The organism is Leptospira saintgironsiae (assembly GCF_002811765.1).
Taxonomy (GTDB): domain Bacteria; phylum Spirochaetota; class Leptospiria; order Leptospirales; family Leptospiraceae; genus Leptospira_B; species Leptospira_B saintgironsiae.
In genome coordinates, this window is sequence record NZ_NPDR01000015.1 from 15,355 (window position 1) to 30,775 (window position 15,421).

Annotated in this window: 12 protein-coding genes; 6 read left to right on the forward strand and 6 right to left on the reverse strand. The window is 37.9% G+C overall.

Annotation, left to right across the window (positions count from 1 at the left end):
• Nucleotides 1–159 precede the first annotated feature (159 nt).
• Complete coding sequence (locus CH362_RS18495; protein WP_100711796.1) at nucleotides 160–1,095, forward strand: ABC transporter ATP-binding protein; 936 nt, start codon at nucleotides 160–162, stop codon at nucleotides 1,093–1,095.
• Nucleotides 1,092–1,853: an ABC transporter permease gene (locus CH362_RS18500; protein ID WP_100711797.1), complete on the forward strand. Its 762-nt coding sequence runs from the start codon at nucleotides 1,092–1,094 to the stop codon at nucleotides 1,851–1,853. The genes CH362_RS18495 and CH362_RS18500 overlap by 4 nt, the downstream gene beginning before the upstream one ends.
• 21 nt (nucleotides 1,854–1,874) lie before the next feature.
• Here CH362_RS18500 and CH362_RS18505 read toward each other — a convergent pair whose 3' ends face one another.
• Both CH362_RS18505 and CH362_RS18510 read right to left on the reverse strand, forming a co-directional pair.
• Nucleotides 1,875–5,054 (reverse strand): SpoIIE family protein phosphatase, encoded by a 3,180-nt coding sequence (locus tag CH362_RS18505; RefSeq protein WP_100711798.1) that lies wholly within the window; start codon nucleotides 5,052–5,054, stop codon nucleotides 1,875–1,877.
• A gap of 111 nt (nucleotides 5,055–5,165) precedes the next feature.
• Nucleotides 5,166–6,071, reverse strand: a complete 906-nt coding sequence (locus CH362_RS18510; RefSeq protein ID WP_100711799.1) for an AraC family transcriptional regulator — start codon at nucleotides 6,069–6,071, stop codon at nucleotides 5,166–5,168.
• Between the two features lie 129 nt (nucleotides 6,072–6,200).
• Between CH362_RS18510 and CH362_RS18515 the strand changes: the two genes are divergently transcribed.
• Nucleotides 6,201–7,052: an NmrA family NAD(P)-binding protein gene (locus CH362_RS18515; protein WP_100711800.1), complete on the forward strand. Its 852-nt coding sequence runs from the start codon at nucleotides 6,201–6,203 to the stop codon at nucleotides 7,050–7,052.
• A gap of 291 nt (nucleotides 7,053–7,343) precedes the next feature.
• Entirely contained in the window at nucleotides 7,344–10,322 is a 2,979-nt protein-coding gene (locus tag CH362_RS18520; RefSeq protein WP_100711801.1) for a SpoIIE family protein phosphatase, read from the forward strand.
• A gap of 109 nt (nucleotides 10,323–10,431) precedes the next feature.
• On the opposite strand, the gene CH362_RS18525 is transcribed toward CH362_RS18520, so the two are convergent.
• Genes CH362_RS18525 through CH362_RS18540 form a run of 4 tightly spaced genes read right to left on the reverse strand, consistent with a single transcriptional unit; the run spans nucleotide 10,432 to nucleotide 12,678 of the window.
• Nucleotides 10,432–10,902, reverse strand: coding sequence for an ankyrin repeat domain-containing protein (locus tag CH362_RS18525; protein ID WP_100711802.1), 471 nt, complete (start codon nucleotides 10,900–10,902; stop codon nucleotides 10,432–10,434).
• Nucleotides 10,903–10,961: 59 nt separating this feature from the next.
• Entirely contained in the window at nucleotides 10,962–11,852 is an 891-nt protein-coding gene (locus tag CH362_RS18530; protein ID WP_100711803.1) for an alpha/beta fold hydrolase, read from the reverse strand.
• A gap of 11 nt (nucleotides 11,853–11,863) precedes the next feature.
• Entirely contained in the window at nucleotides 11,864–12,340 is a 477-nt protein-coding gene (locus CH362_RS18535; protein ID WP_100711804.1) for an SRPBCC domain-containing protein, read from the reverse strand.
• A gap of 2 nt (nucleotides 12,341–12,342) precedes the next feature.
• The gene (locus CH362_RS18540; RefSeq protein ID WP_100711805.1) at nucleotides 12,343–12,678 is read right to left on the reverse strand and encodes an ArsR/SmtB family transcription factor; all 336 of its coding nucleotides are present in this window, start codon (nucleotides 12,676–12,678) and stop codon (nucleotides 12,343–12,345) included.
• A 155-nt stretch (nucleotides 12,679–12,833) separates the two neighbouring features.
• On the opposite strand from CH362_RS18540, the gene CH362_RS18545 reads away from it, so the two are divergent.
• Entirely contained in the window at nucleotides 12,834–13,721 is an 888-nt protein-coding gene (locus CH362_RS18545) for a pirin family protein (RefSeq protein WP_100711806.1), read from the forward strand.
• Nucleotides 13,722–13,874: 153 nt separating this feature from the next.
• Entirely contained in the window at nucleotides 13,875–15,302 is a 1,428-nt protein-coding gene (locus CH362_RS18550) for a Kelch repeat-containing protein (protein ID WP_100711807.1), read from the forward strand.
• The last annotated feature ends 119 nt before the right edge of the window (nucleotides 15,303–15,421 follow it).

Below are 15,421 nucleotides of genomic sequence, written 5' to 3' on the forward strand. Positions count from 1 at the left end.
TTGTAGGAATTCCAACATTCGGTTTCCTCTTATTGGAAACCGACCTATTTCCAGAAACCTACAAAACCATTCTATCTTCTAAAATTGGTGTGTGCCAATCAAACTGAGTTTTGTATTTTGGATAATCTTCTAATTTATTGAACGGTTTGAAGGAATCGTATGAACTCCAAGTCTCCCATTGTTTCTATCCAAAATCTCTCCAAATCCTATTCTAACGGATTCCAAGCCTTAAAAAACATAAACTTGGAAATTGAAAAAGGAGAGATCATCGCTCTTTTAGGTCCGAATGGCGCAGGAAAAACCACGCTGATCTCGATTATCTGCGGGATAGTCAATCCGACCTCCGGTTCCGTTTCTGTAGGTGGTTACGATATCATCAAAGATTATAGAAAAACCAGATCTATGATCGGCCTTGTTCCACAAGAGCTTACAGTTCATTCATTCGAATCGGTTTCGACCACTGTAAATTTTAGTAGAGGCCTATTCGGAAAATCACCTAACAAAGAGTATATTGATGAACTTCTGAAATCCCTCTCCCTTTTGGAGAAAAAAGAGCAGATGATCATGACTTTATCCGGCGGGATGAAAAGAAGGGTGCTGATCGCAAAAGCATTATCTCATGAACCATTAGTTCTGTTTTTAGATGAACCGAGTGCCGGCGTGGATGTAGAACTCAGAAAAGATATGTGGAATGTAGTGAGAGCCCTTAGAGACAAGGGTGTTACTATTATTCTCACTACACATTATATTGAAGAAGCAGAAGAGATCGCAGACAGAGTCGGCATCATGAACAAAGGTGAATTGGTACTTGTCGAAAAGAAAACCGAACTCATGCATAAGTTAGGAAAAAAACAGATGATATTGGATCTTGTTTCTCCACTCCAAAGTCTGCCTAATAATTTTAACGGTTATGAACTGGAATTAAAGAACGAAGGAAAACAATTGTTATACACCTACGATGGCCAGGAAAAACAAACCGGTATCGCAAGCTTCTTGGAACAATTGAAAAAATCAGGAATTGAATTCAGAGATCTGAATACCACCCAAAGCAGTTTGGAAGAAATTTTCGTACAATTAGTGAAGGAATCCAAATGAATCTGAACGCAATCAAGGCCATCTATTTTTTCGAAATGGCAAGAACAAGAAGGACATTGATGCAAAGTATTGCCTCACCAGTTCTTTCTACTTCTTTGTATTTTATCGTTTTCGGTTCTGCGATAGGATCCAGGATACAAGAAGTAAATGGAGTATCTTACGGTTCTTTTATTGTGCCTGGACTTGTTATGCTGTCTCTATTGACTGAAAGTATTTCTAACGCATCCTTCGGGATCTATTTCCCTAAATTTACAGGAACAATTTACGAAATTTTATCTGCCCCTGTTTCCAGCATGGAAGCAGTGATCGGTTTCGTAGGAGCAGCTGCAACCAAGTCTTTGATCTTAGGTTCCATTATGCTTGCTACAGCTTCCTTGTTTGTAGAAATTAAGATCGCTCATCCATTCTTAATGGTGTTCTTCTTGATATTAACTTGTGTTTCTTTTAGTCTATTCGGGTTTATCATAGGAATTTGGGCGGACAATTTCGAAAAACTACAAGTGATCCCAATGCTTGTAATCACTCCTTTGGTTTTTTTGGGGGGAAGTTTTTATTCTGCAAGTATGCTCCCTCCATTTTGGCAAACAGTGACTCTATTTAACCCGATCTTATATCTGGTGAGTGGATTCAGATGGAGTTTTTACGAGATCGGAGATGTAAGTCTTGAGATAAGTTTAGCTATGATATCGCTCTTCTTGATTTCTTGTCTATGCGTTGTCGCTTGGATGTTCAAGACAGGATATCATATTAAGAAATAATACAATACTTACTCGGACAATCTAAGATTCTTTAGATTGTCCATTTTCGTTAGAGAAACGATCCGAATATTTTTTCAAAAGTTCTTCTATCTTCGAAATAGATTCGTTTAAAGGATCCAACCGTATAGCATCCTTTAAGATTGAATTCGCTCTATCAAAATTTTTGACTGCCATATAGATCTCTGCAAGATTTATTAGATTTTTAATATGTGAAGGCTCCCTTAAGCGAAGACGTTCACTAAAATCTAAAGCTTTTCTGATCTGGCCTGCTTTCCTCGCCGCAAAGGAAGCAACATATAAGATCTCGCTATCTATAGGATTCATCTTAAAATAATCTTCTGCGTATCTAGCGGCTTTTTGATAATCTTTCAATTTTAAGAAAAGTTTTATAAAATTCTTTTTCACTTCAGGAACTCTGCTATCCAAAGATTCAGCTTCTTCCAAATAGCTAAGTGCTTCTTGAGTGTCTTTATTCAAAAAGGTTTCCCTTGCATTCCTGAGTAATTCCTTGATCCTTTGCCTTTTCTCATCCTGAGCGATTGTATGTTTTCCATTTCCAGTAAAAGACAACCGGATGAGTGAAAGGTCATCGCTTAATTTACCGATATTTAAGATCACATTATATATTTCTTGAAGATCTCCTCTTCCCTTTTCTACAGAATTTAAAAATAACTTTTCGTCATCGTTAATGATCCTATCTCCATCCGAATCCATTCCAACGATGATATCATCCCTACCGTCAGACCCTACAAATATACAATCACCAGGTTCTAATTGGAATGTTTTAATAAAAATAGTACCTTCTACACCGGTTGTTCCTAATTTCCGGAACATAAACTCATTTTCTATAAAACTTGCAATTCCGTCCCGATACAAAACTGTCCACGGGTGTTCTGCATTAATATAGTATAATATTCCAAGTTCATCATCCACGAGTCCTATCACAGAGGAGACCAACATGGAGCCGTCAAAACTTTCGAACACCTTATGCAACTCTATAAAAGCGTTCTTTAACCATCTTTCTGGAGATTGTTTTTTAATCGTATCGACTACTCTTGTTCTTTCGATGATAGATTCAAAAACGGATCCTAAAACCAGCGCACCTCCTGCTCCCTGCATGGATTTACCCATTGCATCTCCATTCAAAAATACAGTATAAGATCTCCCCTGTAAATCGATATGATTGGAGATATTCAAATCTCCTCCAATCTCATCCTCATGTTTCCTAAAAGTGAACCTTTTCTTTTGTTTCAAAAGAAATTCAACTTTCACATTTTCTTGGTTTGCTTTATTCGAACCTAAAGGTTTGATCAAAAGGGAAGTTAAAAAATAATCCGCGTCTTGTTGTTGTTTTAATTCCTGGACCTCATTTAAGGTCTGCTCTAATTCTTTGGTTCTATCTTTTACTTTTTCTTCCAGTTCATTAGCATATTGTTCTAATCTTTTTCTGGCTGCCTGAATAGATCTAGCCATTCTATTAAAAGATCTTGCGATAAAACCTATCTCATCTTCTACCCTTGGAACCAATCTATATTCTAAATTCCCTGAGTTTACTTCTGTTAATCCTACTACAACCTCCTCCATCGGTTTTACGATTGCATTATGAAAGAAGAATCTAAATCCAAAACTGATCGTAACAATCATTACCAAAAGACAGATCACCATGACCAAAGAAGGAACATGTAGATATTCTCTGAATGATTTATACGTGAACCCAACTTCATAAATTTTTTCACTTTGAGGATGGATCACTAAATATGCTAAATAGAATTCTGGAGTTTTTTCATCCGCCTTATTAAACCTGGCTCCTCTATACATTCTTTCTCCCACTTCTCTTAAAGAAGTTAATGGAAGAATAAAAGAAGACCTGACCTCTAACTCCGATTTTCCCGAAGAAATATCCTTCTCCACTTTTTTGCGAACTTGTTCGAGGACTGACTGTAATCCTATCTCTTCTGAATTCAGAAGTTTAGTCACTGCCACTGGATCATTTTTGGAAGGAAGATTGGAGAATTTATTTTTTATAATATTTAATTTTTTATTTAAGAAACGAAAGAAATCAATAAGCTCTGCATCCGAAACTTTTGATTCTCCTTTTGAGTGGTAAAAACTTTTTATCGCTTCCGAATATGCATAAAACTCTTTCGGAGAATTGGAAAGAATGACTTTAGATCTCTCCCATCTTTCTTTAGCATTTAATGTCCCCAAATTAGTAAGTTTTCGGGTTACATTAAAAAATTTTATCTCTAAACGATCTTCCGAATCAAACCTAGGATCCTTCTCCCCTTTTTCCAAAATGAACTCTTTGGAATCCGGATCAAAGGATAGAAGGTATGCAAAACCTTCCGGCTTCTTTCCTTGAAATGCAGCAAGCTCAGAGGCCTGCACTTTTAACGTATCATAAGAAGTTTCATATCCATTTAATATTGCATAACCCACCAGCTGAAACGCTAATAGAAAAGTAGCCATAGTAACAGCTACAATCTTACTCAAAATGGTAGTCCTTTCCTTAGTAGCATTTGCATAAATGATCAATACAAGAAAAAGACCGGCTACAAGGGCAATATCAGTCGTATGTTGGAATACTTTTCTAGAAACGGAACCGTCTCTACTCATTACATTCAGAATACCAGGAATGATCGTAATCGTAGAATAAGCGATCGCGATATAAATGATCCATCTCCTCTCTTTTCCTCTCTCTACAATTGCTCTCCAAGTGGCAGAAGCCAAAAAAGAAAAGTTATATATCAAAATTATAATAGAGAAAATTTTGTAGAACTTATGAGATTCGAAATCCCAATAATTACTACCTATATTAAAACGATGGTCCGATTGTAAAGTTATCGCAACAAACGTAGCTTCAACAATCGCAAGCCCTGCATATAAGATAGAATAAACAGTTAAACCAAACTTAACGTTTCTTGGATTTGGAAAATAAAAGAAAAATATAAAACACTGTGTAAATCCCATCATAGGAGAAGGGATCGCCAGCCAACGATGTATGATTGTCCATTGATCAAAAGAGATAAATGCGATAATGTATGCTAAATGAAAAATGGTCATCGCCAAAGTGGAAAGACCCAAGTGAAATGCTGCCTTACTTCTATCCTTGATGCTTAAAAAGAAGAAGGTAACGTAGATGGAAAAAAGACAGGCTAATAGAGAACCGAAAAAGTAAAAATTAAAATAGAACTGATCCATATAGGCAGCATAAAAAGAATCTCAAAACCTGTTTCCGTCAAGAAGATTGTTTTCGGATTAGAACCGGTTATAGGAGAAGAAGCAATTAGAACGATTCCATTCGCAAGGTGACTAAGCTCCCAATCTTTCCTGCTCTGAATTTCTAGGAGAAAGACCATGTATTCTTTTGTAAGCTTTCGAAAAAGCAAACGCAGAAGAATAACCCACATTCCTTGCAATCTCTTCCAAGGTAAAATTTTCTTCTGCCATCAAAACTTTTCCCTTATCCATTCTTAATTTTGCCAAATAATCCATAGGAGTACATCCTAGAACATCTCTGAATCGATTTGCAATAGATGCGCGAGAAACACCGACCGATCTGGATAATTTTTCCAAGGTCCAAGGATAAGAAAGTTTTCTATGTAACGCCTCTAACGCTCTTAAGATCTTCTCATCTTTAAAAGCACTTCTCCAACCGGGAGAAGAAGAAGGATGGATCTCCAACCAGTGACGGATTACGTAATAGAGAAGAATATCGGTTAATCTTTGCAATATCAGATCGGAACCGATACCTGAATCCAATTCTTGAGAGATCAATACTTGAGTGGTGTTTAACGGATGATGTGCCAAAACATCGGATGACTTTACTAAAATATAATCAGGAAGTTCCAAGAAGAATGGATGCTGTGCTGTTTCAGGAACCTCGTAACGAACTGAAACAAATGTGGTTAGAGGAAGTTTTTCAGACTTCTTTTGTTTTTCGGACATTTCCATAAACTTGGAAATATGTACGACCTTATCATCAGGAGAATATACGAGATCGTGATCCAGACCTTTTGCTACGAATAGAATATCTCCTTTTTCTAAATGGATCAGTTTTCCCTTGATCCTTGCATAACAGGAACCTTGGGAAAGAATATGGAATCCCCCGCTCTTTTCACAAGGAAAACGAAATCCCCAAGGCTTATACAAAGAAGTCCTGGCGAGAAGATCCGCCTTCCAACCTGCGTTTGTCAATATTTCCGAAAGAATATCCATATTTTAAGAATACACCATAATATCCAAAAGTCGAATCCTTTATACTCTTGGACATGTTTTTTAGATCCTGGGACATAGCCTAATTTCAGGATATCTTGTATCATTCAAAGTTACAGGAGAATAAATCAAATGAAAATTTTCGTTTATGGCGGAGCAGGACAGATCTCCAGTTCCGTAATTTCAAAACTATTGGATTTGGGTCATGAAGTATATGCAGGCACAAGAAATCCAGACTCAGGCAAAAAACCTCCAGGGCTAACATGGGTATTCGCAGACGCGACCCAACCTACAAAAGGATTAGAAGTTTTGGAAAAAGTGGAGAGAGCCTTCTTCATTTCTCCCCCAGGATATACGGACCAATATTCAGTATTAAACCCTTGGTTTGAAAAAGCTAAATCCTCTTCTTTAAAGAAAGTAGTTTTAATGAGTGCGATGGGAGTGGATTTTGCTCCTCCTGAAGCTCCATTTAGAAAATTAGAGATCAGTTTGGAAAACTCAGGAGTTCCTTATACTATCCTAAGACCAAATTGGTTTATGCAAAACTTCCAAACATATTGGCTTTCTGGAATATTAAAAGATAAGAAGATATCTTTCCCAGCGGGAAATGCAAAAACCAGTTTTATTCATACAGATGATATATCCTCTTCTGTGGTTTCCGCTCTCTTGAATGACCAATTCAACGGAAAAGGTATCACGTTAACTGGAAAAGAAGCTCTCACACATGAAGAAGTAGCCGAAAAAATTTCCAAACATACTGGCTTGAAAATCAGTTATGCAGATATCAGCCCAGATACATTTAAGACCGGCCTATTACAAGCGGGTGTGCCAGAAGACTATGCAAGCTTTATGGTATTCATCGCTGGAGCATTGAAAGAAGGTCATTCTTCTCCCATACTAAATACCGTTCGGGAAATTACAGGAAAAGATCCTATCTCTTTTGATGAATATGCTGAGCAAAACAAAAAGGTCTGGTTAAATTAGAACCAACTCTCTTGTTCGACCTTGATCTGATTGTTGGATCGATTAAGGTCGAGCGATTGTTATAGAACCTAAAACCACCTAATTATTAAAAGTCGAAGTAAAAAATAGTACGAAAGACTTAGTGCATATGGCAATTTAGAATAAATTCTGAAACAGAATTGAAATGATTTTCTTTTGTCGATCAAACGCTCGATAAAAATCTAAAATAGAGACCTCATCCGTTGCTATTTATCATGTATTCAGGAATGCTCTTGACAATTAGTTGTTTATGCAAAATCTAACAAGTCCGATATGGAAGCCTCCATTCTTTTCTCCCATCACGCAAGCGGAGTTTTCTCCTTATTCCTTTTAACCTTCGTTTTGAGCGGATTCTTGGTATTCAAGAAAAACAGGACCCTGCCCACATATTATTTAATTATAATGTATCTGGGATATGGGACCATGTTTTTTGGTTACTTCCTGTCCTACTCTATATTCAATCCTTTAGCAGCATATCATAGATACTTAACTGTCTCTGTGATCTTCGGGATCGTGGGATTTATAGGCTTCTGTTATCATTTCCCAAAGAATATTTATCCAAAAGAATCAAAGATAGTCATCCCACTATCCTTAATCATTGCTGTAGCCGCCTGGATCCATTTTGTTATCAAAACAGCTGGAATGGAAAAGATATATCTATTCTCTGCCCACCACTATAGTTTTGATTTCGGAAGAGAAGCAAGTTTTGCGATCCTTCTCTGTTTCATCATTAGTACAGTTATTCTTATCAGAAAGACGATCCATTTCTCTCGTTATACTGGAATATTCCAACAATGGGATACTTCTGCCAGTTCTTTAGCTCTTCCAGCTCGTATACTTGTTAAAACTCTTATTTTTTTACCTCTGAATATAATGAGGATCTTACTTCCCGCAAGAAAGGAAGGGATTGCATTGAGAGCATTTTTACTCACAGTGATCTTAAACATATTGAATGCATATAATAACGTATTAAATAAGTCTGGCGTTCTATCCTATGACACCTACGCGATCACATACTTTATTTTATCGGTAATCACTATATTTTTCATTCAAAGTGCTTACTTAAACCATTCTCCTGAACCTACAAGCTTCATGGGAAAAATTTTGTCCAGCGCTGTGGTTACAGTCGTTTTGGCCTTAGGAGCAATCAGTTATATCACGTTATTCTCCACTGATAAATCTATTGAAAAAGAAGATCTAGTTGAGATGAACTCGGTCAAAACAGAGATCCGAAATGGAGATACGAATTTTCCTCCAAATGTAAGATACGTTTTATCTCGACCTGTTGGTCCAGGTATGTTCGATCATAAATATGAGATCCTTTTTTCCAAAGACGGCTTAAATCAAACCATCTTGAAAGAAGGAGAAAAATATTATAAAAATCAACAACTCAAAGAAAGAGTTGAAAAAAATAGAAAATTACATAAAGGAAAATCTGAATCAGAATTAGAGACAATCACTCTAAAGGAAATGAAAGATACAAATCTTCCTTTAAGCTCTAGACTTTACAGAGTCGCTGGAGATTTTTATATCCATTACGATTTTGAAATAGGACAAATAAGATACGAAGTTGGATTCGCATATCAAGAATTCAGACAGGTGATCCATGATGTTGCTCGTTGGTTGATCCTGATCATTTTTGGAACCACAATTTTCATATTAATTGCTTTCCCTATCCTACTCAGGGTCAGCTTAATCCATCCTCTCAATAATCTTTTATCAGGAGTGGAGAAGGTAAACCATGGAGATCTGAATGTTAATGTTCGGATCAAAACCATGGATGAGATCGGCTTCTTATCTTTATCATTTAACTCGATGGTAGATTCTATTCGAGTTGCCAGGGAACAATTACAAGAGCACGCAGATCATCTGGAAGAAAAGGTAGAAGAACGTACAAAAGAAGTACAAGAAAAAATGGAAGAAGTCCAAAGGCTGAAAATCCAACAGGACGGGGACTACTTCCTAACTTCTCTACTTGCAAAACCTCTATTCTATAACGCTAATAAATCTCCTAAAGTAAATACTAGCTTTCTTATCAGACAAAAGAAATATTTCGAATTTCGAAATAAGCAGGGCGAACTCGGAGGAGATATATGCTTAACGGGAAATTTAAGATTAGGAACTCCTGATAATTATAAAAAATTCACCATGGCTATGAATGGCGACGCCATGGGAAAATCGATGCAAGGAGCAGGAGGCTCCTTGGTCATGGGAGTTGTGATGAACTCAATCATGGCAAGATCCGCTGCAAACAAAAGAGTACTCGCAAAAACGCCGGAAGAATGGCTGGCCGAAACCTATACGGAAATTCATTCGGTATTCAAAAGTTTTGATGGAACCATGGTAATTTCTGCTACAGTAGCCTTGATCGACGATGAGACTGGAGAAATGTTCTATTGGAATGCAGAACATCCATTCTCAGTATTATACAGAGATGGGAAGGCTTCCTTTATCGAAAATACATTAGAACTTCGTAAATTAGGATTGGATTCAGAGTTCGAATTCAAGGTGAAAAAATTCCAACTTCACCCCGGAGATCTGATCATACTGGCTTCAGACGGAAGGGACGATCTTTTATTATCTGTACATAATGAAAAAAGGATCATCAACGAAGACGAAAATGTATTCTTAGATGTTGTGGAAAGATCTCACGGAGATATCAAATCCATCGAAAAAAATATCCGAAGCATAGGAGAAGTCATTGATGACCTTTCTATCCTAAGAATAGGCTTCCAAGAAGTAAACGCACCTGCGATTGATCAAATAGAAGATCGAAACGACTTTGCAGACAAAGTAGTTTTACAGAGTCTTTATAAAGAAGGAAAAGAATTATATCGTAACGGAGAAGCCCAAAAAGCGATCTCCATTCTTCTGGATGCATACGCAACGGATAATAATAACCAAAAACTGAACAAACTACTTGGTCTGATCAGTTTTAAAGAAAAGGATTATCCATTAGCAGTTAAGGTCCTAAGCAAATATCTGACCCAGGACCCAGATACTGCAGAACTTTGGTATTATCTATCCATCGCAGAAAAACGTATAGGTAACTTGGCGCAATCTTTAGAAGCAGCTATGATGGTAAATCAAATGCAACCTATGAATGTGCAAAACTTAGTCCATCTCTCAGATCTAAATCGACTCTTAGGGAATAGAGAAGAAGCAATTGGTTTCACAAAATCTGCAGAAGAGATAGATCCGGATAATAAGAATATACGAAAACTAAAAAAACTTTTAGAGATGGAATCTTAAGCTTTGTCTCTTTCAATTCTAAAGGAGATATAAGCTGAAACCTTGCTTTGCCTTGAAAATTGCCTTTGATTTAAAATTTGTAAACAAAGTGTAATTTAGGTAGCACAAATTACATTAAATATCTCTTACCCAAATTATCTCTTTTCTCCGTGTCCGCTCCACTGGAGATCAGAAGTTCCGAAATTTCGGCTAACCCATCATAACTATAAGAAATATGTAATGGAGTAACACCCTTGGGATCTGCAACATTTGGATCAGCTCCATGTTCCAATAGGATCTGGACAGGTTTAACCTTTCCATTTTCTACTGCCTTATGAATAGGAAAGATCCCGTTTCTATCCGGAAGGTTCGGATCCAAACCTGCATTCAACAAAGTTTCCAAATAAAACGGATCTTGGATCTCAGAAGCACAGAAACCTAAAAGGCCTTTAGTACATTCTTTCAGCTCTCCTTTATTTGGAATTAGATCCAAAATCTTTCTGAAACCTTGTTTGTCTCCGTTTTGGATCTTAGAAAATAATTCTCTTCCTCTTTGTAGAGTCTTTCGATCCTGAACCCAATTTTTAATCCAATCTAGCATGTTATTTCCCGTTCTATATTAGAAAATAGACTGTTTGGATCCGGATTTTGATCTTACCTTTACGGAGAATCCAAAAAATCTTGGACTAAAGCAGAGGTTAATTCAGGATATCGATCCTTTCCTTGAGACATGATCGCTTCTCCTAAATAATCACCATGCCCTCCAGGCAAAATCAAAAGTCTCGCTTTAGGGATCATTCGGACCATTTCAACCGCATGCTCCAGTTTCGGAACATCTCTATCTCCGAGTAAGATCAAAGTTGGAATTCCAACAGTTCTAATGTCTTTATCGCTAAGATCTTTGAAGTTTCGCATTCTCGCAGCATCTTTCTCATACATTGTATGTAATTTTTTAGGATCTGGATTTACTTTTAAAAAAGCATCCTTAAGCGCTTGGGGCATATTTTCAAAAGTAGCATTCTTCATAAAATTCCAAAACATTGGATAAGCGCCTTCTCTCTTAGTAATAGAAGAAGCAAATACAAGTTTACGCACAAGTTTCGGATATCTGATCGCAATATTCAGAGCAACGCTTGCACCGTTACTAAAACCAAAAATATCTGCCTGCTCTATATTTAAAAATTTTAGAAGAGCAACCACATCTTCGGCAGAGGTTTCGAAACTAACTGGAGCATTTCTATCTGTAGTCCTTCCATGTCCTTGTTCATCCAGTGCAATCACTTTGCGATTTTGGGCGAGAAGAGGAAGAATCCGACTATAAGTTACTTCTATCGTTGAGCCTCCCCCGTTCAGTAAAACAAGAGGAATTCCATCCTTATTGCCATGGATCTCATAATACATCTGAATATCTTTGATAGGAGCGAGACCTTTTTCGATAGGCTCAGATGTAATAGTAGGAGGTGTTTCGCGAAGTTGGAAAGGCTGCCTTATAGAGCATGTAGCAACAGTAAATAGTATAAAAATAGAATATATTAAATTAGAAATATTCATCTTAGTTCTCCTTATTTCACTTTTTCGAGATAATCTGTTAATCTTATTAAATGTGCCAGAGTGCCTTCTTTTCTGGAAGCAACTCCTTCTCTTCCGATCGTTTGGTCTAAAAATGCGACCTGTTCTGTGAATGTTAATTTTGTGGAAGAAGAATCTACTTTTTCGATTTCAATAGAAGCTATTGATACTGAGTGAATTTTTCCACTTAAGATCATATCGTAAACAAAAACGATCCTTCGGTTTTCGATTAGATCTGAAAATCTAGCTTTGTATAAGGTTTCCTTTCCATTCGGAAAACGACCGTGTAATATTTCTTCTCCACCAATTCGGAAATCTAATTTTCTTTGCACAACCGACCAGTCACCGGGGCCGATAAACCAATTTGCTTTTGCTTCTACATTACTCCATGCGGAATATACAGATTCCGGATCGGATTGATACACTCTTTCTATACTAAAAATTTCGTGAGCGATTTTCAGATTTTCCATAGTTACTTCTTCCCTTTCTCCGTTTTTTCTAAAAATTCTCCCAGTCGGTCCAAATTCCTTTCCCAGAATTTTCTACGCTGATTCAGCCAGTTTTCGATCAGTTCAAATGAATTCGTCTCTACCCTGCAAGAGCGTACTCGACCTATCTTCTGAGTCTTAATTAAACCGCTCTCTTCCAAAATTTGCACGTGTTGGACGACTGCAGCCATACTCATATCCAAAGGACTGGCAAGCTCACTTACAGAAGCTGATTTTTTGCTAAGCCTTTCTACGATATCCCTACGAGTCGGATCAGACAAAGCGTAGAAGATTCTGTCCAAAGAAGAATTGTTAAGCATTTACTTAAGTATTGGATCTTGAGAAAAATAGTCAAGTGTTTACTTAAGTATTTTTCAGGATTCTCTACAATGCAAGATGCAAAAAGTCTAAATATATTCCTTTTGTTCCGTGCAACACGTAATTCCAACCTGGGTAAAATAAGAGTCTATTATATATGAAAAAGATATTATTTACTCAGCGAGCGAACACTCCGCATTGGGTAGGCGACGGCTTTCCAGCAAGATCCATTTTCAGCTACAACGACATAGCCAAGGATATTTCTCCATTTTTACTTATGGATTATTTAGGCCCCGCCGAATTTCCTCCATCAAGATCAAGCCATCGTCTCGGTGTTGGCGAACATCCTCACAGAGGCTTTGAGACGGTTACAATTATCTATTCGGGAGAAGTAGAGCATAAAGATTCTTCCGGTGGCGGCGGTGTCATTAAAGCTGGTGATGTCCAATGGATGACCGCAGGTTCGGGACTAGTCCATGAAGAGTTTCATGGAAAGGAAATTTCCGAAAAAGGTGGAGAATTACACGGCATTCAACTTTGGGTCAACTTACCTAAAGAGTATAAGATGACCAAACCCAAATACCAAGCCATCGAAAAGAAAAATATTCCAGTGATTCAACTCCCAAATGGAGCTGGAAATGTAAGAGTAATCGCCGGTGATTTTAATGGAACAAAAGGTCCCGCATCGACTTTTACTCCTATCAATCTCTGGGACATTAATCTTAAGGCGGGCCAACCGGTTGAGTTCAAGGTTCCTACCGATCAAACAGCTGTTGTCTTCCTTGCTCATGGATCCGTCACAATCAACGAGGTTCAGTTAATTGAAGATGCAGAAATTGCAGTTTTAGAAAAAGAGAATGATACTTTTACTCTTAAAGCTAACCAAGATGCAAAGCTTATGTTTTTGGGAGGCACAACTATCAATGAACCAATTTCTGGATACGGACCATTTGTAATGAATACGTCATCTGAAATCGCTGAAGCCTTAAAAGATTTTGAAAGAGGAAAAATGGGAGCACTAGAAAAACTCGAGGGTTCAGAATAAGATCAGTCGTTTGAAATAGAGATCAGGCTCGCCTTATTTCGAAAAGATTCCGTATAACTACTGCCAAACCCCGACAATTAGGTATTAGTACCAATAGATATTCCCAAAGAAACTAGATACTATTACTTAATACCTAATCTTTCGGGACTTTCCATGAATCTTTTTAAACAAATTCGAAAAACCATATATGCTGTTTTCTTTATATTCTTTTTACCCGTTTGCTCGAACGGAGGCGGAGGAAGTAGCTCTCTCGGTCTATTAACTTTATTAGGAGGCTCCGCTACAGAACTCCCTTCCGAATGGATCTGGGTAAGTGGTAGAGCTTTCGATACTTTAGGAGGAGGTTACGGCTTAGGCGTATACGGAACAAAAGGTGTCACAGATCCTGCAAATTTTCCTGGAGGACGCCAAGACGCAATGCAATGGATAGATTCCTCAAACCAATTATGGTTATTCGGCGGCACGGGAAGGGATCCGGGAACAGGTTTCGGAAGATTAAACGATCTTTGGAAATTCGACGGGACCAATTGGACTTGGGTGAAAGGAGCAAATACTGTAAACTCGAACGGATCTTATGGAACAAAAGGTGTGGCTGATCCTGGGAACGATCCTGGAGCAAGAATGGGAGGCACTACTTGGGTAGACTCTTCTGGAAATCTCTGGCTTTTCGGAGGTTGCGGTAATATAAATAGTTGGGATTGTTTCAGCGATCTTTGGAAATTCGACGGAACAAATTGGACTTGGGTGGCGGGACCAAATACGAAAAATACAAACGGAGTCTACGGCACAAAAGGTTTAGCAAACTCCGCTAATTTTCCTGGAGGAAGACAAGGAGCAACGGGATGGATAGATTCTTCCGGTACTGTATGGATATTCGGAGCAAATGCCGGCTTGGAAGAATCTTTCGGCACTCCTTCAACCCTAAACGATCTTTGGAAATTTGATGGGACTAATTGGACCTGGGTAGGAGGACCAAAAACAATAGGAGGACCTGGAGATGGCGATCGTGGTGTAAAAGGTGTTGGTGTCGCAAGTAATATTCCATCATCTCGAGGAAAGGCCATATCATGGGTCGATTCATCGGACAACCTTTGGTTATTCGGAGGATCTAGTTTTGATGGCGATTGGAATGATATATGGAAGTTTGACGGCGCAAATTGGGTATGGGTAAGCGGTTCCAGCACGGCAAATGAGATTGGAGTTTATGGTAAGAAGAATATTTCAAGTTCCAATAATATAATAGGATCGAGAAGCAGTGCCATTGGAGGAAAACTTCCAAACGGAAAAATTTGGATCTTTGGTGGATTCGGAGTAGATTCAACAGGCAATGGAGGTCAACTAAACGATCTCTGGATCTTTGATGGGAAAAAATGGACCTGGAAAGGCGGAACAGATCTTGTCACACAAGCAGGCAACTTCGGACCAAAAGGAAAAGCAGGGACCAATTACTATCCGGGCGGTCGCTTTGGACAAAGTGGATGGACAGACTCCAAAGGAAATATCTGGATCTTTGGCGGACAAGGTATTGACTCAAACGGAAATAATGAATTCCAGAACGATCTTTGGAAAGTCCGTCCTTAATTAAATTAAAGAATATTCTAAAATTCTAAAGTAGCAGCTAAAAAATAAAAAAGCCAGAGGATTAACTCTGGCCTTTTCATAAACTTCAACATAGAATATAACTGCGAATATCTCACACT

Coding starts and splice junctions, on each gene's coding strand:
- CH362_RS18495 (WP_100711796.1), top strand. CDS start 160: ATGAACTCCAAGTCTCCCATTGTTTCTATCCAAAATCTCTCCAAATCC.
- CH362_RS18500 (WP_100711797.1), top strand. CDS start 1,092: ATGAATCTGAACGCAATCAAGGCCATCTATTTTTTCGAAATGGCAAGA.
- CH362_RS18505 (WP_100711798.1), bottom strand. CDS start 5,054: ATGGATCAGTTCTATTTTAATTTTTACTTTTTCGGTTCTCTATTAGCC.
- CH362_RS18510 (WP_100711799.1), bottom strand. CDS start 6,071: ATGGATATTCTTTCGGAAATATTGACAAACGCAGGTTGGAAGGCGGAT.
- CH362_RS18515 (WP_100711800.1), top strand. CDS start 6,201: ATGAAAATTTTCGTTTATGGCGGAGCAGGACAGATCTCCAGTTCCGTA.
- CH362_RS18520 (WP_100711801.1), top strand. CDS start 7,344: ATGGAAGCCTCCATTCTTTTCTCCCATCACGCAAGCGGAGTTTTCTCC.
- CH362_RS18525 (WP_100711802.1), bottom strand. CDS start 10,902: ATGCTAGATTGGATTAAAAATTGGGTTCAGGATCGAAAGACTCTACAA.
- CH362_RS18530 (WP_100711803.1), bottom strand. CDS start 11,852: ATGAATATTTCTAATTTAATATATTCTATTTTTATACTATTTACTGTT.
- CH362_RS18535 (WP_100711804.1), bottom strand. CDS start 12,340: ATGGAAAATCTGAAAATCGCTCACGAAATTTTTAGTATAGAAAGAGTG.
- CH362_RS18540 (WP_100711805.1), bottom strand. CDS start 12,678: ATGCTTAACAATTCTTCTTTGGACAGAATCTTCTACGCTTTGTCTGAT.
- CH362_RS18545 (WP_100711806.1), top strand. CDS start 12,834: ATGAAAAAGATATTATTTACTCAGCGAGCGAACACTCCGCATTGGGTA.
- CH362_RS18550 (WP_100711807.1), top strand. CDS start 13,875: ATGAATCTTTTTAAACAAATTCGAAAAACCATATATGCTGTTTTCTTT.